General features: G+C 35.9%; 22 protein-coding genes, 2 tRNA genes and 1 pseudogene. 14 read left to right on the plus strand and 11 right to left on the minus strand.

Translation table 11 applies throughout. From position 1 onward, the window contains the following. The first annotated feature begins 50 nt into the window (after nucleotides 1–50). From ME1_RS04720 to mazG, 3 genes are read left to right on the plus strand one after another with little or no spacing between them, the layout of a single operon-like run. Nucleotides 51–1,079, plus strand: a complete 1,029-nt coding sequence (locus ME1_RS04720) for a zinc-binding dehydrogenase (RefSeq protein WP_004863982.1) — start codon at nucleotides 51–53, stop codon at nucleotides 1,077–1,079. Between the two features lie 6 nt (nucleotides 1,080–1,085). Further along, complete coding sequence (locus ME1_RS04725) at nucleotides 1,086–2,015, plus strand: lipid A biosynthesis lauroyl acyltransferase (RefSeq protein ID WP_004863983.1); 930 nt, start codon at nucleotides 1,086–1,088, stop codon at nucleotides 2,013–2,015. A 31-nt stretch (nucleotides 2,016–2,046) separates the two neighbouring features. After that, nucleotides 2,047–2,868, plus strand: a complete 822-nt coding sequence (gene mazG / locus ME1_RS04730; protein ID WP_004863989.1) for a nucleoside triphosphate pyrophosphohydrolase — start codon at nucleotides 2,047–2,049, stop codon at nucleotides 2,866–2,868. 61 nt (nucleotides 2,869–2,929) lie between these two features. Here the strand turns inward: mazG and ME1_RS04735 are convergent, their stop codons facing one another. Then, entirely contained in the window at nucleotides 2,930–3,298 is a 369-nt protein-coding gene (locus ME1_RS04735) for an iron-sulfur cluster assembly accessory protein (protein ID WP_004863994.1), read from the minus strand. A 688-nt stretch (nucleotides 3,299–3,986) separates the two neighbouring features. Here ME1_RS04735 and ME1_RS04740 point away from each other — a divergent pair. After that, nucleotides 3,987–4,063, plus strand: a tRNA-Pro gene (locus tag ME1_RS04740). 194 nt (nucleotides 4,064–4,257) lie between these two features. Here ME1_RS04740 and ME1_RS08260 read toward each other — a convergent pair. Further along, nucleotides 4,258–4,494: pseudogene (locus ME1_RS08260) on the minus strand (DNA adenine methylase); the annotation flags it as partial. 156 nt (nucleotides 4,495–4,650) lie between these two features. Then, nucleotides 4,651–4,726 (minus strand) — tRNA-Lys (locus ME1_RS04750). A 609-nt stretch (nucleotides 4,727–5,335) separates the two neighbouring features. Between ME1_RS04750 and lexA the strand changes: the two genes are divergently transcribed. Continuing rightward, complete coding sequence (lexA, locus tag ME1_RS04755) at nucleotides 5,336–6,049, plus strand: transcriptional repressor LexA (RefSeq protein WP_004864000.1); 714 nt, start codon at nucleotides 5,336–5,338, stop codon at nucleotides 6,047–6,049. A gap of 234 nt (nucleotides 6,050–6,283) precedes the next feature. Next, nucleotides 6,284–7,597: a 30S ribosomal protein S12 methylthiotransferase RimO gene (gene rimO, locus ME1_RS04760; protein ID WP_004864003.1), complete on the plus strand. Its 1,314-nt coding sequence runs from the start codon at nucleotides 6,284–6,286 to the stop codon at nucleotides 7,595–7,597. 35 nt (nucleotides 7,598–7,632) lie between these two features. On the opposite strand, the gene ttcA is transcribed toward rimO, so the two are convergent. The 4 genes from ttcA to ME1_RS04780 all read right to left on the minus strand — a co-directional run bounded on the left by ttcA (nucleotide 7,633) and on the right by ME1_RS04780 (nucleotide 11,222). Then, nucleotides 7,633–8,511, minus strand: coding sequence for a tRNA 2-thiocytidine(32) synthetase TtcA (ttcA, locus tag ME1_RS04765; RefSeq protein ID WP_004864006.1), 879 nt, complete (start codon nucleotides 8,509–8,511; stop codon nucleotides 7,633–7,635). Nucleotides 8,512–8,779: 268 nt separating this feature from the next. Then, nucleotides 8,780–9,397, minus strand: coding sequence for a 30S ribosomal protein S4 (gene rpsD / locus ME1_RS04770; RefSeq protein WP_004854421.1), 618 nt, complete (start codon nucleotides 9,395–9,397; stop codon nucleotides 8,780–8,782). 183 nt (nucleotides 9,398–9,580) lie between these two features. Continuing rightward, a complete protein-coding gene (murI, locus tag ME1_RS04775) occupies nucleotides 9,581–10,393 on the minus strand; it encodes a glutamate racemase (protein ID WP_004864010.1) in 813 nt (270 codons plus the stop codon). Continuing rightward, on the minus strand, nucleotides 10,386–11,222 hold the full coding sequence (locus tag ME1_RS04780) for an RNA methyltransferase (protein ID WP_004864012.1): 837 nt from the start codon (nucleotides 11,220–11,222) through the stop codon (nucleotides 10,386–10,388). The genes murI and ME1_RS04780 overlap by 8 nt, the downstream gene beginning before the upstream one ends. A 319-nt stretch (nucleotides 11,223–11,541) precedes the next feature. Between ME1_RS04780 and sfsA the strand changes: the two genes are divergently transcribed. The 3 genes from sfsA to radC are packed head-to-tail and all read left to right on the plus strand — an operon-like array spanning nucleotide 11,542 to nucleotide 13,893. Further along, complete coding sequence (gene sfsA / locus ME1_RS04785) at nucleotides 11,542–12,258, plus strand: DNA/RNA nuclease SfsA (RefSeq protein ID WP_004864013.1); 717 nt, start codon at nucleotides 11,542–11,544, stop codon at nucleotides 12,256–12,258. Further along, nucleotides 12,251–13,081, plus strand: coding sequence for a type I methionyl aminopeptidase (gene map, locus ME1_RS04790; protein WP_004864017.1), 831 nt, complete (start codon nucleotides 12,251–12,253; stop codon nucleotides 13,079–13,081). The genes sfsA and map overlap by 8 nt, the downstream gene beginning before the upstream one ends. Nucleotides 13,082–13,098: 17 nt before the next feature. Continuing rightward, nucleotides 13,099–13,893, plus strand: coding sequence for a RadC family protein (gene radC, locus ME1_RS04795; protein ID WP_004864021.1), 795 nt, complete (start codon nucleotides 13,099–13,101; stop codon nucleotides 13,891–13,893). Between the two features lie 46 nt (nucleotides 13,894–13,939). Here the strand turns inward: radC and ME1_RS04800 are convergent, their stop codons facing one another. From ME1_RS04800 to ME1_RS04815, 4 genes are all read right to left on the minus strand, one after another. Further along, entirely contained in the window at nucleotides 13,940–14,152 is a 213-nt protein-coding gene (locus ME1_RS04800) for a DUF3126 family protein (protein ID WP_004864024.1), read from the minus strand. A gap of 537 nt (nucleotides 14,153–14,689) precedes the next feature. Next, nucleotides 14,690–15,463, minus strand: coding sequence for an alpha/beta fold hydrolase (locus ME1_RS04805; protein WP_004864027.1), 774 nt, complete (start codon nucleotides 15,461–15,463; stop codon nucleotides 14,690–14,692). After that, nucleotides 15,460–15,981: a DUF192 domain-containing protein gene (locus tag ME1_RS04810; protein ID WP_004864030.1), complete on the minus strand. Its 522-nt coding sequence runs from the start codon at nucleotides 15,979–15,981 to the stop codon at nucleotides 15,460–15,462. Before ME1_RS04810 ends, ME1_RS04805 begins: the two co-directional genes overlap by 4 nt. Nucleotides 15,982–16,222: 241 nt before the next feature. Then, nucleotides 16,223–16,798 (minus strand): cold-shock protein, encoded by a 576-nt coding sequence (locus ME1_RS04815; protein WP_004864031.1) that lies wholly within the window; start codon nucleotides 16,796–16,798, stop codon nucleotides 16,223–16,225. 296 nt (nucleotides 16,799–17,094) lie between these two features. Here ME1_RS04815 and ME1_RS04820 point away from each other — a divergent pair, with 296 nt between their 5' ends. The 5 genes from ME1_RS04820 (at nucleotide 17,095) to ME1_RS04840 (ending at nucleotide 21,951) form a co-directional block, all read left to right on the plus strand. After that, nucleotides 17,095–18,228 carry an ABC transporter substrate-binding protein gene (locus ME1_RS04820; RefSeq protein WP_004864034.1) on the plus strand — a complete coding sequence of 378 codons (1,134 nt, stop codon included), beginning with the start codon at nucleotides 17,095–17,097 and terminating at the stop codon, nucleotides 18,226–18,228. Between the two features lie 112 nt (nucleotides 18,229–18,340). Continuing rightward, on the plus strand, nucleotides 18,341–19,417 hold the full coding sequence (locus ME1_RS04825; RefSeq protein ID WP_004864036.1) for a branched-chain amino acid ABC transporter permease: 1,077 nt from the start codon (nucleotides 18,341–18,343) through the stop codon (nucleotides 19,415–19,417). Then, a complete protein-coding gene (locus ME1_RS04830) occupies nucleotides 19,417–20,475 on the plus strand; it encodes a branched-chain amino acid ABC transporter permease (RefSeq protein WP_004864038.1) in 1,059 nt (352 codons plus the stop codon). Before ME1_RS04825 ends, ME1_RS04830 begins: the two co-directional genes overlap by 1 nt. Further along, nucleotides 20,472–21,254, plus strand: a complete 783-nt coding sequence (locus ME1_RS04835; RefSeq protein ID WP_004864040.1) for an ABC transporter ATP-binding protein — start codon at nucleotides 20,472–20,474, stop codon at nucleotides 21,252–21,254. Before ME1_RS04830 ends, ME1_RS04835 begins: the two co-directional genes overlap by 4 nt. Further along, nucleotides 21,241–21,951, plus strand: coding sequence for an ABC transporter ATP-binding protein (locus ME1_RS04840; RefSeq protein WP_004864042.1), 711 nt, complete (start codon nucleotides 21,241–21,243; stop codon nucleotides 21,949–21,951). Before ME1_RS04835 ends, ME1_RS04840 begins: the two co-directional genes overlap by 14 nt. The last annotated feature ends 59 nt before the right edge of the window (nucleotides 21,952–22,010 follow it).

A 22,010-nucleotide genomic window follows, 5' to 3' on the forward strand; every position in this document is an offset into this window, starting at 1 on the left:
AAACTTTGTAACCTTTAACTTAACGGCCATATACATTAAGGGGGATGATAATGCGTGCTCTGCAACTATTAAATGACCGCCAACTTAAAATCACGGATATTGCCACACCACCACCACCTAATCCTGATGAAGTAACGGTACGTATAAAAGCCGTCGCTCTCAATCATATTGATGTATGGGGCTGGCGTGGTATGGCCTTTGCTAAAAGAAAAATGCCACTCATCATTGGCGCAGAAGCTTCCGGTGAAGTGGCACAATTAGGGAGTCATGTTAAAAATTTACATCTCGGACAAATTGTTTCCATTTACGGTGCGCAAACCTGCGGAATATGCCAAGCTTGTCGTGAAGGTCGTGATAATCTCTGCAGTCAAGTAAAAGGCGTCTACGGTTTTCACCTTGATGGATTTGCCTGTGAACTTGTCAATTTACCAGCACGCCTCTTGGTCCCTGCTCCACCAGAATGTGATGAACTGCAAGCAGCTGTTGCTCCCATTACTTTCGGCACTGTAGAACATATGCTTTTTGATAATGCAAAACTACAAGCAGGAGAAACAATACTGATACAGGCAGGTGGTTCTGGTATAGGTTCAGCAGCCATTCAACTCGCAAAACATGTGGGATGCACAGTTATCACAACTGTAGGTTCAGATGAAAAAATTGAAAGAGCACAATCTCTTGGAGCAGATCATGTTATTAATTACCGAAAAGACCGGTTTGAAGGCGTTGTCCGCAAATTAACGCAAAAAAAAGGTGTTGATGTTGTCTTTGAGCACGTAGGAGCCGACACATGGAGTGGTTCTCTGTTGTGTATGAAACGAGGAGCACGCTTAGTAACTTGTGGTTCAACTTCTGGAGTGACAGCCCCCTTAAATCTTATGCAGTTATTCCAACAACAACTTAAGATATTCGGTTCATTTGGCTGTCGTATAGAAAATATGCAAAACGCCATGTGGAAAATGGCAAAAGGTTTTGTTCATCCTGTCATTGATACAATTGTTGGATTTGATGAAATTGATACAGCTTTAAAACGCATGGAAAGCCGTGACATTTTCGGTAAAATTATTCTTAAAATCGATTAATTTATGATGAAGTTTTATATTAAAATTTTTATGTATCGTATTAAAATTATATCAAAAAAAATGTTTTATTTTTTATGGGGATATTTTCTCATTGGTTCTTTATTTATTTTAAAATATTTTCCTACCAATATTGGATTTTTTTTCTTTTCTTGGTTAGCAAAGACATTTGGTCCTCTTGTCCATCGTCATCAAATCGCGCTGGAAAACCTTAAAGCTGCGTACCCAGAAAAAACAAAAGAAGAACTGCATGCTATTGCAATAGAAATGTGGGAGAATATAGGGTTGTTCCTGGCCGAATATATTTTTCTTGATAAAATTTTTGATTTTGATCCTCATGCGGACCAACCAGGTCTTATTGAAGTTAAAGGTGCTGAGATATTTCAGCGATTAAAAAATGAAAAAAAACCGCATATTTTTTTCACAGCGCATACCGGAAATTTTGAACTTCTTCCTATATGCGCCCAAAGTTTTGGTCTTAATGTTACAGTGCTTTTTCGTCCTCCCAATAATCCCTATATAGCAAAACGAGTCCTTAAAGCCAGACAAACTTCTATGGGGCATCTCGTACCATCTAAAGCTGGGGCAGCTTGGGCTCTGGCAGCCAAGTTAGCAGAAGGTGAAAATGTTGGCATGCTCGTTGATCAAAAGTTTCGTCGAGGTGTTTTAGGAACATTTTTCAATAGGCCACTTAAAACAAATCCCTTAATTATAAAACTCGCGCGACAATATGATTGTGATATCTATCCAGCACGCTGTATCCGGCTAGCTGGAGGGCGTCATCGTTTAGAGTTGTATGAATCTATAAAACTTCCACTTGATGAAAAAAATGAGATTGATATAGCTGCTTCCACACAAAAATTAAATGATATTGTCGAAAGTTGGGTACGTGAATATCCCGGACAATGGACGTGGTTACACAGACGTTGGGATAATTGACATATTCATAGCATTTATAGGAAAGGCATAAATGAACGCGTCAAAAGAGATCAATGATCTTATCGCAATCGTTTCAGCATTACGAAACCGTGAGAGCGGATGTATTTGGAATATAAAACAAACATTTGAATCCCTCATCCCCTATATGCTTGAAGAAGTTTACGAAGTTATCGATGCCATTGAACAAAAAAACTGGACAAATCTTTGTGATGAACTCGGTGATCTTCTTTTACAAATTGTCTATCATGCTACAATTGCGCAAGAGGAAGGTAGTTTTTCTTTTGAGGATGTTGTTTATGCAATTACCGCAAAAATGATTCGCCGCCATCCTCATGTTTTTGGAAATATAGAACAAAAAAAACGTGGTTTTGTACCGGAAGAATGGGAAAATATAAAAAAAAGAGAACAGGCTGAGCAGAGAAAATGGTGCAAAGAAGCAAGCTTAAAAAACAATCCCACAACCAGTATTCTTGTAAAAGTAAAAAAAATCCAGCCAGCAGACCAAGAAGCACTCGCTTTACAAAAAGCAGCTGCTAAAGTTGGTTTTGATTGGCATGAAAATCATGATTTTTTTGCAAAAATTGAAGAAGAATTTAACGAACTCAAAGAAGCCATTAAAGATCATAAAACATCAGATATAGAAGCAGAGTTCGGAGACCTTTATTTTACCTTGCTTAATCTTGCGCGCCACTTGAATATTGATTCACAAAAAGCATTAAAAAAAACAAACACAAAATTTCGAAATCGTTTTACCTATATTGAAGAAAATCTCTCCACTCAATCAAAAACACTAGCGGATGTATCCTTAGAGGAAATGGAAGATCTTTGGAATAAAGCAAAAAGTGAGAAATAGGCAAAACATCAGATTTCACCACCCCCCGAAATCAAAAAATCACAAATTATTCAATAGAATCTTAATCTGTTTTGCTTGACTGATTTTGTGAGGCAGGACGAAGTTCTACTGATTCACCACATCCACATGCTGAAACTTGATTAGGATTTTTAAAGACAAAACCGGAACGAAGTGTCGTTTCTTCGTAATCCACTTGTGTCCCTAATAAAAATAATACTGCATCATGTGCTATAAAAACACGTGCGCCATTAACTTCAACAACATCTGCATCCACCCCCTCTTCCTTTACAAGAGTAATTGTATATTCCATCCCCGCACATCCGCCTTTCTTAATACCAATAAGAATGCCCCGTGCATCTTTCGCATCCATAATCGCCTTAACACGATTTACTGCAGATTCCGTCAAATTTATTACCGAAAAACGGCTCATCACTTACTCTTTTCTTGCTTAACGAACATTTCGAAATGTGTTTTATTCATGATATTTTATTTGGTAGTTTAAAAATAAAACAACAAGATATATATTGAAATGTTTTGATCTTTTTTTAGCGAAATAAAATCTTCATATTCAATAACTTTAATTTGTGACTGTGCAATCCTAAAATTTCTCTTTCATTGTGCTTATGACATTATGCAAAAAAAGCCTTTTTACAAAAATCATAAACAAAGCAACTACAAATGCAAAAAATGCACTTAGCATTCTTATTCTGTTAAAAAAGAAAATATTTTCTAATGTCATGTATCTTTTCATATACTATAAAAATTTTCGCCTTTTTAGATAATTTCCGATAGACAAATAGAAACCTTTAAAAGGCACCATTTTTCATCACCATTTTTCCAGAAAAAATGAACAGACTTAGTAACACAAAGATCTTACCTTCTACTTTACAATCTGTATAAAATAATTAAATAAATATATGCGTAGGATTAACTCTAAAATCAACGAAACCAAAAGCTAAACAATCTTAATTATCGCTCTCAATGAATAAAGAAACATTGGAGCGAAAAGTTTTTATTCCCATAAGTTTTCTTTAAAAGTGCAAAAGCATTGTAGATTTTATTCTCTTTATTTTTCTCTTGCCTTTAAAGAAACAGTCGTTTAGTCGTTTTACACAGTTCGGAGCGTAGCGCAGCCTGGTAGCGCACTTGACTGGGGGTCAAGGGGTCGTGGGTTCGAATCCCGCCGCTCCGACCATTTTTTTAGTTTGTCAGCTGTAGCTTCAGGTTTTATGTAGCTGTAGCTTGTCGGCGGGTTTTGTATAATTTGACAGCAAATTTTGTACCAATTTATTTTTTTTAAAGTTTTTTTAAGAGGGACCTCGAATGGTCTTCAAAGACCTTTCAAAGGTCATTTAAAACCCCTTTCATGAATCCTTTTCTCTTCTTCTTCTAAAAATCGCAAGTGGTAATGATCAGCTCTTTACCGGGAATCGCATTATTTGAGGCGTTACAAGAATAAAGTATTTTTACCTCTTTTATCTTAAACTGACTAAAAGTTTTTCGGACTTTAAGTACATTATTGAGAGATAGGACAAACTTTCCCTTTAATTGTGCAAGCAGTGTGGACATCGTCTGGTAATCCTCTAGCTTAAACAAATCTTTTCCGTAGTAATCCTCAATACCCCAAATACTAGAAAATCTGATTCCAGATATAGGAAAAATGAATGGAAATAAATGATTTTAAAAATCCGCAAAAAGGCTAGAGATCAGTAAAAATAAGTTTGCTTAAGCAAAGAATGCAGATCCTGCACTTTAATACAATTCATTGATTTCATTTAAAAGTGGTGAGCGCGCAGGGATTCGAACCCTGGACCTACTGATTAAAAGTCAGTTGCTCTACCAGCTGAGCTACGCGCTCCCACACAAGTTATTTTACTTGCAGAAAGTGAGTGGAACATACGGTTGACTTTTCATTTGGTCAACACCTTTCGGAAAAAAATATGATTATTTCGTTCAGTTATCAATACTTTTCTGTTTTTTTCCCTTTCATCAACACTGTAATATATAATTTTTCTCTTTTTTGAATTTGAATAAAAGGAATATTAAAACATATTAACTGATTCATAATTTCTAAAATACAAAAAAGTGAATATTTCAAAATTATGAGAAATCTAGGGAATATATGTAAATCAGAAAAATCTCTTTAACTGAGCTCTTTATAACAGAGATTACAAAATACACCGTTATTTCCTAGAAGAGGTAGATAACTCTTCTCCAAAACAGATTCATAACTTTAACTTAAGTAAATTTATTTTATTTAAGAGCATAAATCATGATTAAAAATATATTACATTTTACAATGTTAATATTTATAAATTTAAAATAAAATAATAACAACAACTTTAATATATTTATATTATAAAAATTAATATAATTAAAATAAATTATTTTAATTTATCTCAAAAAAACTTGTAGAGTTTTTGCAGATAAAATATGTTTTATCTGATGTTTTTAATTGGAATATTGAATGCTGACATGTAAACAATATGAGCTCCTCTTATTCATTCATAATCACATGAAAGAAACAGGTATTCCACCCTCTTTTGAGGAAATGAAAATTGCATTAGAGCTTTCTTCAAAGTCTGGAATTCATAAACTCATTATAGCGTTAGAACAAAGAGGTTTTATACGCCGTTTGCCAAATCGTGCCCGTGCAGTAGAAGTGATTCGACTCCCTGAGAAAATAACCTTTAATCTTTCTTTAGCGCGTAAAATTTCTCCTAGTATGATAGAAAAAAATAAAAGAAAAACATCGAAAAACTTTAATGATCTTGATAATTTTGAAGTAGAAGAGAAAAAAAATGTCATTATCCCTATTATGGGGCGCATTGCTGCAAGTGTGCCTGTCTCCGCTATATTACAACAAATAAATACACTTTCTTTACCAAAAAATATGATTAATTCGGGTGAGCACTATGCTTTAGAAGTCAAAGATGATTCTATGATTGAAGCTGGTATTCTTGAGAAAGATATTATAATTGTTAAACGTCAAAGTACAGCAATGTCAGGTGAAATTATTGTCGCATTTATTGATAAAGAAGAAGCAACCTTAAAACGTTATCGACGAAAAGGAGCCTCTATTGCATTAGAGGCTGCAAATCCTCATTATGAAACACGGATATATGGATCAGAGCATGTACAGATACAAGGTAAGCTTATCGGACTTATTCGCAAATATTAAATAATAAAAATATTTTCCTAACTATACTCTACACATTCACTAAGAAATTGTTTGGTATTTTTTTCATATTATGCCACATATCATTGATACATATATCTCGCATAAAATATTATAAAAACAAATAACCTTGTACCAAATTCTGTTGCATATCTATCGAAGATAAAGCACATTTTTGTTCTTAATGAAGTGAAAATAACAAACAAAAATTAATGTTATAAAGTTGCAGGATTTATCATGGCAGCACCTCGTATTAGTTTTGTCTCTCTTGGATGTCCAAAAGCACTGGTGGATTCTGAGCGAATTATTACCAGACTCCGGTCTGAAGGTTATGAAATTTCACGTAAACATCAAAGTGCTGATCTTGTTATAGTAAATACGTGTGCTTTTCTTGATTCTGCTCGAAATGAATCATTAGCCAATATTGATGAAGCCCTTAAAGAAAATGGAAAAGTGATTGTAACTGGGTGTCTTGGTGCTGATCCTGATGTTATTCGTCAAGCACACCCTAATGTGTTAGCCATTACGGGACCACAGGCCTATGAAAGTGTTATACAAGCTGTTCATACAGCAATTCCTCCAGTTCATGATCCCTTTATTGATTTAGTTCCTCCGCAAGGTATTCGCTTAACACCTCGCCATTATGCTTACTTAAAAATTTCTGAAGGATGTTCTAATAGCTGTAGTTTTTGTATTATCCCTGCTCTACGTGGTAACCTTACTTCACGCCCCATCAATGAGGTTCTTCACGAAGCTGAAAAACTTGTACAGGCTGGTGTAAAAGAACTTTTGGTTATCTCACAAGATACAAGTGCTTACGGCATTGATATTAAATATCAAGAAAGTTCTTGGAAAGATCACACAGTAAAAACCAAATTTTTTGATCTTTGTCGCGAACTAGGCAATATGGGCATTTGGATACGCATGCATTATGTCTATCCTTATCCTCATGTTGATGAAGTTATTGAACTTATGGCTGCAAAGAAAATTCTTCCTTATCTGGATATCCCTTTTCAGCATGCATCACCAGCTATTTTACGTAATATGAAACGTCCTGCTCTTATGGAAAAAACAAATCGTAGAATTGAAAAGTGGAGAAAAATTTGTCCAGATCTCACTCTACGATCAACGTTTATTGTTGGTTTTCCAGGTGAAACGAATGAAGATTTTAATATACTCCTCGAATGGCTAGAGGAAGCAAAAATTGAACGTGCTGGCTGCTTTAAATATGAACCAGTAAAGGGTGCTGTCGCAAATGATTTAGGATTAGAAAACATTTCTGAAGAAGTGAAAGAAAATCGCTGGCATCGCTTTATGGCAAAACAACAACAAATTTCTACTCATCTTTTAAAGAAAAAAATCGGAAAAAGACTCCAAGTTCTCATTGATGAAAGTCAAGGAAAAATTGCTAAAGGTCGTAGTCAATATGATGCTCCAGAAGTAGATGGTGTTGTACATATATCATCACGACGACCATTACGTGTTGGTGAATTTGTTACCGTAAAAATCGAAAAGTCAGATGCTTATGATCTTTATGGTGTCGCAGTTTGAGAGTAAGTTAACTTATTATGGTTAGCAATTAAACTTTATAATAAGCTCTTAAAATCAAAAAAATTCTTATCAAGCAAATGACTTGGACGAATATTTGTCAAAGCACGGATCATGGTATCTTTACGTCCTGGCATTCTTTTTTCAATATCTTTTAGCATTTCCTTCATTGCATTACGTTGTAAACCATCTTGGCTCCCACAAAGATTGCAAGGGATGATAGGAAATTGCATAGCTTGAGAAAATTTTTCCATATCTTCCTCAGCAGCATAAACAAGAGGGCGCAAAACGAAAAGGTCTCCTTCGTCGTTTATAAGCTTTCCAGGCATGGCAGCTAATCGGCCACCATGAAATAAATTCATAAAAAATGTTTCTAAAACATCATCGCGATGATGTCCGAGAACCAATGCAGAACATCCCTCTTCACGTGCAATACGGTATAAATTACCACGTCGCAATCGAGAACAAAGTGAACAATATGTTTGCGTATCTGCTAATTTATCTGTGACAATGGAATAAGTATCCTGATACTCAATGCGATATGGAATTTTATAAGAGTTTAAAAAGTCTGGAAGAATATGCTTTGGGAAGCCCGGTTGTCCTTGATCAAGATTACAAGCTAGAATTTCAATAGGTAAAAGGCCACGCCATTTTAAATCAAGAAGAAGTGCTAAAAGTCCGTAAGAATCTTTTCCACCTGATAAGGCAATAAGCCATTTTTTCCCCGCAGAAAGCATAGAAAAATCATCCAATGCTTGCCGCATATGACGTAAAAGCCGTTTGCGCAATTTATTAAACTCTACAGTTGAAGGAGCAACCCGAAATATTGGATGACAATCATCAGCTTCCCTCGCCAAAGAATTAGTCCTTTCTACATTCTTTTCCATTGCTTGATATTCAACTGAAATATTACCCATAATATTATATTCTGCATGTAAATATCTTGTTCTACAAGAATAACAGCAATAACAGATGGAATAGTTGTTTAAACGAATGCTCTGTTAAGCTTTAAGAGAAGATCTGTAAAAAGAAATGGAGCTACATCAAATCACGCTGTCATAAAATATAACAACAAACTTGATATAGCACCATTCAAAAAAACGACTCGCTAGCTTTAAAGACTATAAAGCAACACTAATATTTTTGAGTGTATAACAAAATGAAAGAAAGTACCTTATAGAGAATTTAACGAGAATAAAATTCAACAACCAAATTCGGTTCCATCTGCACAGCATAGGGAACATCCGCAAAAGCAGGAATACGGGTAAACGTCGCTTTCATTTGATTATGATCTGCTTCAATATATTCGGGCACATCACGTTCTGCTAACTGCACAGATTCCAAGACCAAAACAAGCTGTTTTGATTTTTCACGAACCTCAATAACATCACCTGGTTTACAACGATATGATTGAATATTCGTGCGCCGGCCATTTACGTTAACATGACCGTGATTGATAAACTGGCGAGAAGCGAAAATCGTAGGCACAAATTTCGCACGGTAGACGACAGCATCCAAACGCGATTCTAAAAGACCAATAAGATTTTCGCCAGTATCACCACGCCGCCGAGCAGCTTCCTCATACGTTTTACGGAATTGCTTCTCTGAAATATCACCGTAAAATCCTTTTAACTTCTGCTTAGCACGTAACTGCACACCATAATCAGAGAGTTTTCCTTTACGGCGTTGTCCATGTTGACCTGGCCCATAATCACGACGATTCACAGGAGACTTCGGACGCCCCCAAATGTTTTCTCCCATACGTCGGTCAATTTTATATTTTGTTGTTTCGCGTTTACTCATCGCATTTCCTTTAAAAACAGAACATAAGATCTCATAATAAGATCTCAAGGAAACGCGCCCTCCTCTGCCTTCAAATCGAAAGACTGACAGGATACCTTGACATATAATAGGCAAAGCTACCCACGGGACACGTCAATTAACGCTATTTTCTCGAAAGAAAAAGCTGGAGTAGCTTTATTGATCTTAGATCCCAAAGTCAACTCCTTTGATCATATTTAGGTTAAATCTTTTTAACAAATGCTCTGTTGAAGAAGTTATATTTTGAGCTGTAAATAACGCAAAATCTTTATATTTCTTGATGATTTTTGGATGCACTCTTTCCGGTAATAATGATCTTGTATGTTTGGCTACAGCTTTTGCCGGATCAATCCATTGTACTGGCCATAAAGCTTGTTCACGAAAAAATTTGATCAAAAAAGGATAATGTGTACAAGCTAAAACAATAATATCAGTGTATTTGCCATCTTTCTTAACAAAACATGGAAGGATTTCATTACGCAATTCCTGCAAATCGATAGGCTTTCCACGCAAATAATCTTCAGCAAATCCAGCAAGTTTTTCACTTCCAACAAGCTGAACATGACACTGAGTAGCAAAAGAATTGATTAATTCATGTGTATAGGCACGCTTAACTGTTGCAGGAGTGGCTAATACTGAAATAAAACCAGATTTTGTTTGTTCTGCTGCTGACTTAATTGCGGGAACCGTTCCTACAAAAAGAATATGGGGAAATCTCTTTCGTAAATCTGCCATTATCAGTGTAGAAGCAGTATTGCAAGCGATCACACATAAAACAGGGTTATAGAGTGTTAAAAGATTTGTAAAAATCTTTAAAATACGTCTTTTTAAAACATGTTCTTCCCAATTTCCATAAGGAAAGCCTGCATCATCAGCAACATAAATAAATTGTCTTTCAGGAATAAGAAGGCGCACTTCCCTGAACACTGTTAAACCACCAATACCACTATCAAAAAAAAGGAGAGGCCGTTCATCCATCAGTTTTCACACTTGTTTTTATTTTTTTACGTTCACGATCTGCAGGCGCACCGCTTCCCCGCGGGAGCTTAGGTGAAAAATGATCTAATGAAGATATAATCCCCCGTAGCAAACGAACCTCAGATTCACTAAAATGAGCGCGTGTAAAAACAGAGCGCAGATTTGCAAGCATCACCTCTTTACGTTCCCGAGGTCTAAAATATCCACGGATATCCAAAGCATCTTCTAACTGAGATAAAAAACCATGAAATGTTGCTTTATTCGCTGGCTCCATCTCTACTGCACGAAAAGCCGTATCACTCATATCTTCCAAACCTGATTTCATCCATTCATAAGACATAAGCAAAACCGCTTGCGCGATATTGAGCGAGGCAAAAGCAGGATTAACTGGAAAAGTAATGATTTCATCAACAAGACTGATTTCATCGTTTTCTAATCCCCACCTTTCTCTTCCAAATAAAATGCCGGTTCTATGTCCAATGTTTTCACGATGACGTAATATACTCGCTGCTTCAACAGCACTTTTTACAGTTTTAAAACCACATCTTTCACGTGCTGTTGTAGCAAAAACATAATGCAAATCTGCAATTGCATCACGCAATGTATCAAAAATTACAGCGTCATTAATGACATGATCTGCTTTACTCGCAGCAGCTATGGCTTTTTCATTTGGAAACACTTCTCGAGGTTTGACTAATCGAAGCTTAGAGAGCCCAAAATTTGCCATCGCTCTTGCTACCATACCAATATTTTCAGGCAACTGCGGCTCGACTAAAATAATAATTGGACCATTTGTTAGATTTTTACGATTCTTATTGGTTCCAGCCATAAACTCTCCCTAATTTCATATATTAAGCTTCTATCGCTGTCTTTTTTGTAGCAGCATTCTTAAAAGAACACTCTCCAAATAATCTTGTTAATAACAAATTACGGACAATATTATCTTGTCATTCAAAGCTTATTGTAAAAGCATAACTTCAAAATTAACAATGCTATTATGAAAGAAAAATAAACTCTGGTGCGCAGAATGTTTATAGGAATTGCTTTAACATTTTTGTGCATCAAGAGTGCCTTATTGAAATATGTTTTAAAACTTACAGATAACAATCTTGGTTGAATTATAAAAATATAAATTCTAAGAAAGGAGTATGCTCTTTATTTCCGAACTTTTTCCTGCAAAACTTATCCGTCGTTATAAACGTTTTCTTGCTGATGTTAAAGGAGCAAATCAAGATATCTTTACCGTATCAGTTCCTAATACAGGATCGATGCTTGGCTTGACAACTCCCAATTCTAATATTTGGCTCTCATATAACAATAATTCCAAGAGAAAATACGCATATCAATTAGAAATTGTCGAAGTAAATAACAATTTGATTGGTATCAATACGACTTTACCCAACAAGCTTGCTTTAGAAGCAATTCAAAATGGTTTATTACCAGAATTGAGTGGATACAAAACAATTTTGAAGGAACAATGCTATGGTACGCGATCTCGCATTGACTTTCTTCTGTGTGATGGTATCACCCCTGATTGTTATCTAGAAGTCAAAAATGTTCATTTTATTCGCCAAAAAGAATTAGCAGAATTTCCTGATACCGTAACAAAACGTGGCACACGTCATCTTGAAGAACTTATAAAAGTTGTGCAACAGGGGAAACGAGCCGCTATGCTTTATGTCATTCAACGGGAGGATTGCTCAGCTTTTACCATCTGTCATGACCTTGATCCAACCTATGGACGTACATTTGATTTAGCGCTAAAATCTGGAGTAGAATTTTATGCTGTAAAATGTCACGTAAGTACAAAAGGTATTTTTCCGATTTATCGAGTAGAAATAGAAAATAGAAAAAGTGATGACTGACTATATTGAATATAATAAAATACCCTTAAAATTTAACGGACAAATTCGCATTTTTGATGATTACGCTTTTACTAAAATGCGTGAAGTTGGCCACATTGCTGCAGAATGCCTTGATGCACTTATAGATATCATTAAACCTGGTATCACAACACAAGAAATTGATGATTTTGTCTTTACTTTTGGGGCAGAGCGAGGAGCTCTTCCTGCTGACTTGAATTATCATGGATACGGTCATTCATGCTGTACATCCATCAATCATGTTGTTTGCCATGGTATTCCTAATAAAAGACCCTTGCAAGAAGGCGATATTGTCAATGTTGATGTGACCTTTATTCTCGACGGGTGGCATGGAGACTCAAGCCGTATGTATCCTGTTGGAAAAATCAGACGAGCTGCAGAACGTCTCCTAAAAATAACCCATGAAAGTTTGATGAGGGGAATTGCCGTAGTCAAACCCGGAGCAACCACTGGTGATATTGGTGCTGCCATTCAAAATTATGCAGAATCTGAACGGTGCTCAATTGTAAGAGATTTTTGCGGACATGGAATCGGTCAGCTCTTTCATGACGCGCCCAATATTCTCCATTATGGAAATCCTGGAGAAGGAGTAGAACTAAAACAAGGCATGATATTTACAATTGAGCCGATGATCAACCTTGGTAAACCACAGGTTAAGATTTTATCTGATGGTTGGACAGCTGTGACACGTGATCGATCTCTTACTGCACAATATGAGCATACAATTGGTGTAACAAATGAAGGATGTGAAATTTTTACGCAATCTCCTAAAAATATTTTTTATATTCCAAATTCATATGCCTAAATAAATGTAGAAATATCATGGCTAAAAAAATAAATACAAAGGAAGACATCCAGAGCAATCATTTTGCATTAACACCAAGTTCTTCACTCAATCCAATACCAGAAATAAAAAGTAAAAAGGTTCAAAAAAAAATACAGATACATAAACATTATCAAGGACATCGTGAACGCCTCCGTCAACGCTATTTAAAATCAAAAGGAAATTCGATTGAAGATTATGAATACCTTGAATTATTGCTTTTTCGCACGATTCCCCGCGCAAATACAAAACCAATAGCCAAGAGTTTGATCGCACGTTTTGGCTCATTAGCTGACGTATTGGGTGCTGATATTCATCGACTTCAAGAAGTTGAAGGGTGCGGTCCAGCGACTGCAACCGATTTAAAAATTATTTCAGATGTTGCTGGACGTCTTGCTCGTGCAGAATTATTCAAACGTGATATTTTCTCATCATGGGATAAAGTATTAGCCTACTGCAAAGCTGTTATGGCTCATGAAACACGTGAACAATTTCGTGTCTTATTTCTTGATAAAAAAAATGGTTTACTTGCTGATGAAGTGCAACAAACTGGAACCATTGATCATACTCCTGTTTATCCACGTGAAGTAATCTGCCGAGCTTTGGAATTATCCGCATCAGGACTTATTTTAGTGCACAACCACCCTTCTGGTGATGCCACACCTTCTCAAGCAGATATAACTATGACACATAGATTAAAAGACGCAGCAAATGCGTTAGGCATTATTGTTCACGACCACCTTATCATCGCACGCAACAAACATACGAGCTTTAAAGCATTAAGACTCATATGAATCTCGTTGAAATAAAAAAAGACTTCACTCACTTATTTGCAACGAATCAATTTTCTAAATCAATATCTAATATAGCCATTGAAAAATTGTATGATAGTTCATCCTCATCTTCATCTCGATAGATAACACCTAAAAACTCATCCCCAATATAAACCTCACAAGAATCATCTTTTTTAGGCCGTGCCCTCACTTGTAATGCTGAATTTTGGAATGTATTTTTTAAATAACTATCAAGTTTTTTTATTTCATCAGCATTCACAATGCTCTCCTGTCTTTTGAGACTTTTAAATTAACGCCTAAACAGCAAATAAGGCACTCCTAAGATTCTAAAAATATTAGTTGTAATCTTTACTTATATTACCTATAATTGAAACAATATTATCTTGATGTGTTTACTGAGGGACCTTTATTAAAAAACCTTACCATTATTAAATATATTCGTATAGTTTCAAAAATAAAAAATACAGTTAGAAAACCACGATTTTTAAATAATTTTTATTTTATCCCCAATTTTAGCATTTGCACTTACAAGCATATTTTGATCAAATATTGGAAATATAACTTTTACAATTTCTTTGTTTTTCTAAAGTTTTTATTGCGCAATAAAAATACTTTTCTTTAACTACTTCCATAACATACTTGTTAAAACTATAAGAAGAACTTTTATTCTTACACGAATACATATTATTTTTTTATAAAATTTTATACTATAAAAAGCAAAATTTTGAATAAGAATTATTTTACCTAAGATAAAATATTGATTAGCTTTGCGAACTCTAAAAAATGCAAATAATTCTCATATGATAGGATAACGAGAAAGAAAATCGATAACGCCCTTTTTATAGACCTTGTCTCCCACAGCAAGCATATGATCTCGATCAGGTATTGGCAATGCTTCACCACAGGGTAATAAAGCTGCTAATGGCTCCGCTTCACCGCCAATTTCATCTAATGAACCAACAGCAACAAGCGCTGGTTGTTTAATTTTGTAAATTTCAGACGCTGTTAACTCCTGTTTTGATGTGATAATACAAGCAGCCAAAGCACGTCTATCGCTTTTAGTTTGGTCTGCAAATTTACGGAACATCAAACCACGCGGATTAGTAATAGTAGAAATATCTTCTGCTAAAAGAGCCTCAGCAACAGGTTTCCAGTCCCCTGCTCCTGTTACCATACCAATACCTAAACCACCAAAAATAACGCTGTGTACATATGTTGGATATAAAAGAGCCATAAATGCGCTAATTCGAGCACCCATCGAATATCCCATAACATGCACTTTGGATAATTCTAAATGCTGCAATAATTTTACCGCATCGCCAGCCATAGCTTGAGGTATGTAAAAAGAAGAATCGTAACTTTTAGCCGAATCTCCGTGTCCGCGATTATCAAGAGCAATAACACGATATCCTGCTTCAGTAAGGATACGAAACCAACCCGTTGCATACCAATTCACCCGTGCAGAAGATCCAAAACCATGAATTAACAAAATAGGCATTCCTTGCCCTTCTTCTCGATAGGCAAATCGCAAGCCATCATATTCAAAAAAATGAATATCTTCCGCTGTCATTTCTTATCGCCTTCGCACTTCCCGCAAATAGCAGGATGAATAACACGTTGTCCTTGCTGTATTTGTTTTTCAGAAACTTCGCCAGCATTCAGTTCAAGTGCAAAAGTTGCAGCTACTCCTGATGAAATAATATCTTTTGAAAATGGTGTCGTTTTTTCGACAATCGATACAATAACTCCTTTAGCGTTTAAAAAAATCATATCTAAGGGCAAAGATGTATTTGCCATCCACATAAAAAATTCTTTCTTATCCTTTAACTGCTTATTTCCTTGCTGTTTAAAGAGCATCGCACGATCACGTGGAAAATGCGTGCGATACATTAAACCAGCTTCTGCCTGGGACTGCGTAAAAGCAATTTCTACTCTATAAGTGACCTTACCTTGCTTTGTTTGTATTTCTAAAGGAACTGAATCGATAGGAATTTCTATGGGCTGTTTTGCTAGACCTACACTCACTTCTAACAGTATCAAAAATAGTGCCAAAATGACAATATGCCCTCTTTTAAAAGGCTTTAACATTTTTATCTCCACTTATAGATAACTCATAACTTCATTTCATAAAACTGAAAAAGGAAAATTCAAAAAGTAAAAGAATACTCTTTATTGCTCTCCATGTAATATTGGCAGCCCACTTTATTTGTTTACAGCTTCACAAATATGTTTTCTTTGCACACACTTGCTTCGTAGATATTTCTGTCGCTCAAGCGACAGCATTCTTCTCTTAAAAAATAAAGAGATAATGTGATTTAAATAGTGCCATTTAATGCGTAGCAAATGGAATTCCTATATCTGGATAAATTTCTGCTGTCATTAAGCCTTTTTCCCCTTTACCAAAACGCACAAGAACAACTTGACCAGAACGCAGTTCTGCTAAACCAAAACGGCGCAATGTTTCCATATGAATAAAAATATCTTCTGTTCCCTGCCCACGGCTAAGGAAACCAAACCCTTTATCGCGATTAAACCATTTAACAATTGCGCGCTCTAAACCACTTTCTGGAGTGACAACAACATGCGTACGAACTGGAATTTCTAACGGATGAACCGCTGAAGAGCAATCTATGGATTTCACCTGAACACATTTTAACCCTCGTTCAGTTCTTTCCACTGCACAAATAACTTTAGCGCCCTCCAAAGCTGTTTGAAAACCATCTCTTCGCATCACAGTAACATGCAATAATATGTCTGGAAAATTAGGCAAATCAGGTACAATAAACCCATACCCCTTACTACCATCAAACCACTTAATGACACCACTGATTTCAATAATCTCACCACAAGCACCTATACTGTCCTCAGATAGGGAATAATCTTTTAATGTATCCTTGCTCGTCATAATAAAACGTGATCCTGTAGCTTTAAATTGTACGACATTGATTCTCTATTTTTAAGTAAACATTGCTCTTGCCTCAACACGCAAGCCCCAAGATAAGATTTCCCCATATTGTCGTATCTCCACTGTTAATATCGATATAAATATTCATAAAAGTGTTTGATCGTACGCCCCACATATTTTACATAAAGACGATATATAAAAGATTTTTCATCAATGATATTTTCATGTGTAACTTGCATGATGAAGAACTTCAAGATAAGGTGCGAAAACTACAACTCAATTCAGGAAAGTGCGCAATGCTATTTAAAAAAATCCTTACTACAGTCGCAGCTGTCATAGCGCTTGTAGCAAATGTCTATGCGAATGAACCTATTAAAATTGGTGTTTACCTTCCGTTAAGTGGTCAAAATGCATTTGGAGGCCAGCTCGAAATTAGAGGTATAGAATTGGCACATAAAAAAGTCCCCGAAATATTGGGACGTAAAGTGGAACTTGTTATCATTGATAATAAATCTGATAAGGTAGAGGCTGCTAATGCTGTTATGCGTTTAACCGCAAGTGAAAAAGTTAATGGAATCATTGGCACTTATGGATCTTCACTCTCGTTAGCTGGTGGAGAAATATCTGAAAAAGCAAAGACTCCGACCATTGCAACTTCCTCAACAAATCCACTAGTTACACAGGGTAAAAAATATTACTTTCGCGCGTGCTTTATTGATTCCTACCAAGGTATTGGAATTGCAACTTATGTACGTCAAACTTTACATGCAAAAAAGGCTGCTATTCTCAAAGATATATCAAGCGATTATGCGATTGGACTTGCAAGTTATTTTACGCGTGCTTTCAAAAAATTAGGTGGTGAAGTTATTTCAAATTTAAATTATAATTCTGGAGACCAAGATTTTTCAGCTGTTCTTACACAAATTATAGCACAAAAACCTGATATCTTATTTATTCCATCCTATTTTTCTGAAGGTGCTATCATTATGAAGCAAGCACGTGAATTAGGTGCAAAGTTTCGGATTATGGGTGGTGATGCTATGGATAATCCGGAAACCATTACGATTGCAGGAGACGCTGCAGAAGGCTTCTTACATACTACACTTCCCTATAGTGAAAACATGCCGAATATGTCAAAAGCTGCTCAAGAATTCACAACTGAATGGAGAAAGGCTTATCCTGATAAAGAACCCAATATCAATTCTGTTTTGGGATATACGAGTTATATGATGTTCATGAAAGCTATTGAAAATGCTGACAGTGCTGATCGTGAAAAGATCACTATAGAACTTAGCAAATTAAAAGATTTTCAAACACCCTTTGGTGATATGACGATGGATGAAAACCATAATCCTAAAATTCCTATTGGTATAATTGAAATAAAAGGTGGAAAACGTGTCTATTTAGATGAAGTCAAACCTGCTTTTTAAAAAAGTGAGAGATTTCTTCTAATAAAAATGCACAAATTGGTTGAGAATTCTTTTCTCAACCTAAAATCTAAGGATTTCTTGTTTTATCATAATAAATGTGGAAGGATGAGAGATGAGCACTGAAATGTTCATCCAGTATTTTTTTAATGCACTGGCATTGGGATCTCTTTATGGGCTTATCGCTATTGGTTATACCATGGTCTATGGTATATTGAGACTCATTAATTTTGCTCACGGTGATATCTTTATGCTGGGGGCATATTTTGTTTTCTTTTCCACAATTAGCTTTATGCCTGCTTGGGCAGCACTTCTTCTTTTATTATTAGCTGTTCTCATTTATTATTCGGTGTTTATAGGATTCAAAAAACGTCCTTCAATTTATTGGATCGCCGTTTTTTTAATGCTTACTTTTGGGTTCATTTATTATTTAAAAATTGCTCCACAAGATTTTACCCCAATTTGGGCACTCGCCCTCTGTTTTTCAATTTTTATCACAAGTGCAGTGGGTATTACTGTTGATCAGTTTGCCTATAAACCTTTGCGCCATGCTCCGCGTATCTCGGCACTTATCGGTGCAATAGGGGTTTCCTTTTTTATTGAAAATCTTGCTACTGTACTCTTTAGTGGTGTCCCAAAAGGTGTAAAACAACCAGATTTTCTTGTAAGACCATTTTTATGGCATTTAGAATCGGGAACAGAGAAGATCATTAGAATTGCTCCCATGTCTCTAATCGTTCCCATTGTCTCATTTATTCTGATCCTTTTACTTCTATGGATTATTCATAAAACAAAACCTGGTCTTGCTATGCGTGCAATCTCACATGATATTGAAACAACACGTCTGATGGGTGTTTCTGTCAATAAAGTCATTGCATTTACATTTGGAATAGGCTCAGCACTTGCAGCTATCGCAGGCATTATGTGGTCACTACGTTATCCTCAAATTCAGCCTTATATGGGCGTTCTTCCTGGGCTTAAAGCGTTTATTGCTGCTGTTATAGGAGGTATTGGCTCTATTCCAGGAGCAATGTTAGGGGGATTATTACTAGGGTTTATTGAAATTATGATTATCGCATTTTTTCCCGCGTTATCTGGATATCGAGATGCTTTCGCTTTTATTTTATTGATTCTGATTTTATTGGTAATGCCAACTGGATTAATGGGCAAAAAAAGTCAGGAGAAAATCTAATGGGAAAAGCAGCTACAACTTTTCTATCATGTATCAGTATTTTCGTTCTTATTGGTTTTTTATTTTATGCTGATAACCATTTTAATGATTACACACTTCGTGTCATCAATTTGATTGCTATTAATGCAATATTGGCGATTTCACTCAATTTGATTTACGGTTTCACAGGCATGTTTTCTCTTGGACATGCTGGGTTCATGGCAATTGGTGCTTATGTATGTGCAATTTTACTTCTTTCTCCTGAACAAAAAGAAATGATGTGGATTCTTGAACCTATAGCTGAGCCGTTGTATCATCTGCAGTTACCTTTTTTCATTGCCGTTGTTATAAGTGGTTTGTCTGCTGCAGTTGTAGGTTTACTGATTGCTCTCCCCATATTACGTCTTGGTGGTGATTATCTTGGAATTGCAACATTGGGTTTTGCGGAAATTATTCGTATTGTTATTACGAACGCAGCGCCCTTAACAAATGGCTCCTTGGGAATCAAAGGAATACCGCAAGATGCAACATTATGGTGGAACTATGGTTGGTTAGCATTTACAATTCTCTTTATTGTTCTCTTACTGCGTAGCAATACTGGTAATGTATTACGTGCTATTCGTGATGATGAAATCGCTGCAAAAACAATGGGCGTTAACGCTTTTTTCTATCGTAGTTTTTCTTTTACTGTTGGTGCGTTTTTTGCAGGTATAGGAGGAGCATTGATGGCTGCTCTTATTTCAACTATCGATCCAAAAATGTTCAATTTTCTCCTTACCTTTAATATTTTGATGATTGTTGTTGCTGGTGGTCTTGGTTCAATTACAGGAAGCATTATTGGGAGCATTATTATTACAGTCATGCTTGAATGGCTTCGCATTATTGAAAGTCCATTTGACTTAGGTTTTATACATATTCCAGAAACACCAGGACTCCGCATGGTTGTTTTTTCTCTTTTATTGCTCGTTATTATCTTGTTTTGGAGAAAAGGATTGTTGGGACAAAATGAGTTCTCATGGAATGGGATTTATAATTTTTTAACACGCAAAAAACTTTCTAATACTGAGGGAAAGTTATGAACGACACTATCCTTTCACTCAATGATATCGTGATGCGTTTTGGTGGCTTGGTCGCTGTAAATAATATTAATATGGCAATTAAACGAGGAACAATTACTGGATTAATTGGTCCAAATGGAGCTGGAAAAACGACTGTTTTTAATATGATTTCAGGATTTTATACCCCCACTAGTGGAACAATTCTTTTTGATGGCCAAAAAGTTTCTGGATCTCCTCCTTATATTATCTGTAAGCGCCATATTGCACGAACATTTCAAAATATTCGCCTTTTTTCAGGATTGACAGTCTTACAGAATGTAATGGTGGGGGCTCATGTCCGACAAAAATATCCATGGTTTTCCTCAGCATTGTTTTTTTCAAAAGCAATAAAAGAAAAGAAAGAAGTCCACAAAAATTCAATGGAACTCCTTGAACGGCTACAGCTTGATCATCTTGCTCATCAATCTGCAACGACCCTTCCCTATGGTGTGCAACGCCGTTTAGAAATTGCGCGCGCTCTAGCAACGAAGCCAAAATTACTGCTTCTGGATGAACCTGCTGCTGGTATGAATCCACAGGAAAGTGAAGACCTTAGAAAATTCATAGAAAAAGTGCGGAAAGATTTTGATCTTACAATTCTGCTTATTGAACACGATATGAAAGTTGTGATGGAGCTTTGCCAACATATTTGGGTGATGGAATACGGATGTTGTATCGCGAATGGCACACCAAATGAAATTCGTAGCAACCCTAAAGTTATTGAAGCTTATCTTGGCGGAGATGTTTATGGATATTCTTAAAATCAAAAATCTTCACGTTCATTATGGTGCCATTAAAGCCATTCAAAACCTTTCTATGTCCATTAAAAAAGGAAGTATAGTAACTTTAATCGGTGCTAATGGAGCAGGAAAAAGCAGCATTGTACGCTCTATTACAGGGTTAAACCGATCTGTTTATGGAGAGATTACGTATAAAGGTGAATCAATTATTAAAAAATCACCAGAAACAATTCTGCGTTTGGGTATTGCTTTAAGTCCAGAAGGACGGCGTATTATGCCCCATCTTACTGTTTTAGAGAATTTACATCTAGGCGCTTATATCCGTCATGATAAACTAGGAATTGCCCGTGATATAGAATGGATATTTGATCTCTTTCCGCGCCTGCGTGAAAGAGCAAAACAGTTAGGAGGAACAATGTCTGGTGGTGAGCAGCAAATGCTTGCTGTTGGCCGTGCGCTCATGAGTAATCCTGACATGGTCATATTAGATGAACCCTCTCTGGGGTTAGCACCCCTGCTTGTAAAAGAGCTTTTTTCAATTATCAAAAAAATTAATGATATGGGAAAAACTGTTCTTCTTATTGAGCAAAATGCATTTGCAGCACTTTCTATTGCTGACTATGCTTATATTCTAGAAGTAGGACATGTTTTATTTCACGGTGAAGGAAAATCTATGCTTTTTGATCCACGTGTTAAAGAAGCATATCTTGGTGGATAAAAATCAAACAATGTTAAAAAACTAACACCTTCCTCTTCCTCAAAAAAAACCTCTAGCTT

It is taken from the genome of Bartonella vinsonii subsp. arupensis OK-94-513 (assembly GCF_000278235.1).
Classification (GTDB): domain Bacteria; phylum Pseudomonadota; class Alphaproteobacteria; order Rhizobiales; family Rhizobiaceae; genus Bartonella; species Bartonella arupensis.

Coding starts and splice junctions, on each gene's coding strand:
- rpsD (WP_004854421.1), bottom strand. CDS start 9,397: ATGAGTAAACGCGAAACAACAAAATATAAAATTGACCGACGTATGGGA.
- ME1_RS04835 (WP_004864040.1), top strand. CDS start 20,472: ATGAACGACACTATCCTTTCACTCAATGATATCGTGATGCGTTTTGGT.
- ttcA (WP_004864006.1), bottom strand. CDS start 8,511: ATGGGTAATATTTCAGTTGAATATCAAGCAATGGAAAAGAATGTAGAA.
- ME1_RS04815 (WP_004864031.1), bottom strand. CDS start 16,798: ATGACGAGCAAGGATACATTAAAAGATTATTCCCTATCTGAGGACAGT.
- ME1_RS04830 (WP_004864038.1), top strand. CDS start 19,417: ATGGGAAAAGCAGCTACAACTTTTCTATCATGTATCAGTATTTTCGTT.
- ME1_RS04840 (WP_004864042.1), top strand. CDS start 21,241: ATGGATATTCTTAAAATCAAAAATCTTCACGTTCATTATGGTGCCATT.
- ME1_RS04720 (WP_004863982.1), top strand. CDS start 51: ATGCGTGCTCTGCAACTATTAAATGACCGCCAACTTAAAATCACGGAT.
- radC (WP_004864021.1), top strand. CDS start 13,099: ATGGCTAAAAAAATAAATACAAAGGAAGACATCCAGAGCAATCATTTT.
- ME1_RS04735 (WP_004863994.1), bottom strand. CDS start 3,298: ATGAGCCGTTTTTCGGTAATAAATTTGACGGAATCTGCAGTAAATCGT.
- lexA (WP_004864000.1), top strand. CDS start 5,336: ATGCTGACATGTAAACAATATGAGCTCCTCTTATTCATTCATAATCAC.
- ME1_RS04780 (WP_004864012.1), bottom strand. CDS start 11,222: ATGGCTGGAACCAATAAGAATCGTAAAAATCTAACAAATGGTCCAATT.
- ME1_RS04820 (WP_004864034.1), top strand. CDS start 17,095: ATGCTATTTAAAAAAATCCTTACTACAGTCGCAGCTGTCATAGCGCTT.
- ME1_RS04810 (WP_004864030.1), bottom strand. CDS start 15,981: ATGTTAAAGCCTTTTAAAAGAGGGCATATTGTCATTTTGGCACTATTT.
- sfsA (WP_004864013.1), top strand. CDS start 11,542: ATGCTCTTTATTTCCGAACTTTTTCCTGCAAAACTTATCCGTCGTTAT.
- mazG (WP_004863989.1), top strand. CDS start 2,047: ATGAACGCGTCAAAAGAGATCAATGATCTTATCGCAATCGTTTCAGCA.
- rimO (WP_004864003.1), top strand. CDS start 6,284: ATGGCAGCACCTCGTATTAGTTTTGTCTCTCTTGGATGTCCAAAAGCA.
- map (WP_004864017.1), top strand. CDS start 12,251: ATGACTGACTATATTGAATATAATAAAATACCCTTAAAATTTAACGGA.
- ME1_RS04725 (WP_004863983.1), top strand. CDS start 1,086: ATGAAGTTTTATATTAAAATTTTTATGTATCGTATTAAAATTATATCA.
- ME1_RS04805 (WP_004864027.1), bottom strand. CDS start 15,463: ATGACAGCGGAAGATATTCATTTTTTTGAATATGATGGCTTGCGATTT.
- murI (WP_004864010.1), bottom strand. CDS start 10,393: ATGGATGAACGGCCTCTCCTTTTTTTTGATAGTGGTATTGGTGGTTTA.
- ME1_RS04825 (WP_004864036.1), top strand. CDS start 18,341: ATGAGCACTGAAATGTTCATCCAGTATTTTTTTAATGCACTGGCATTG.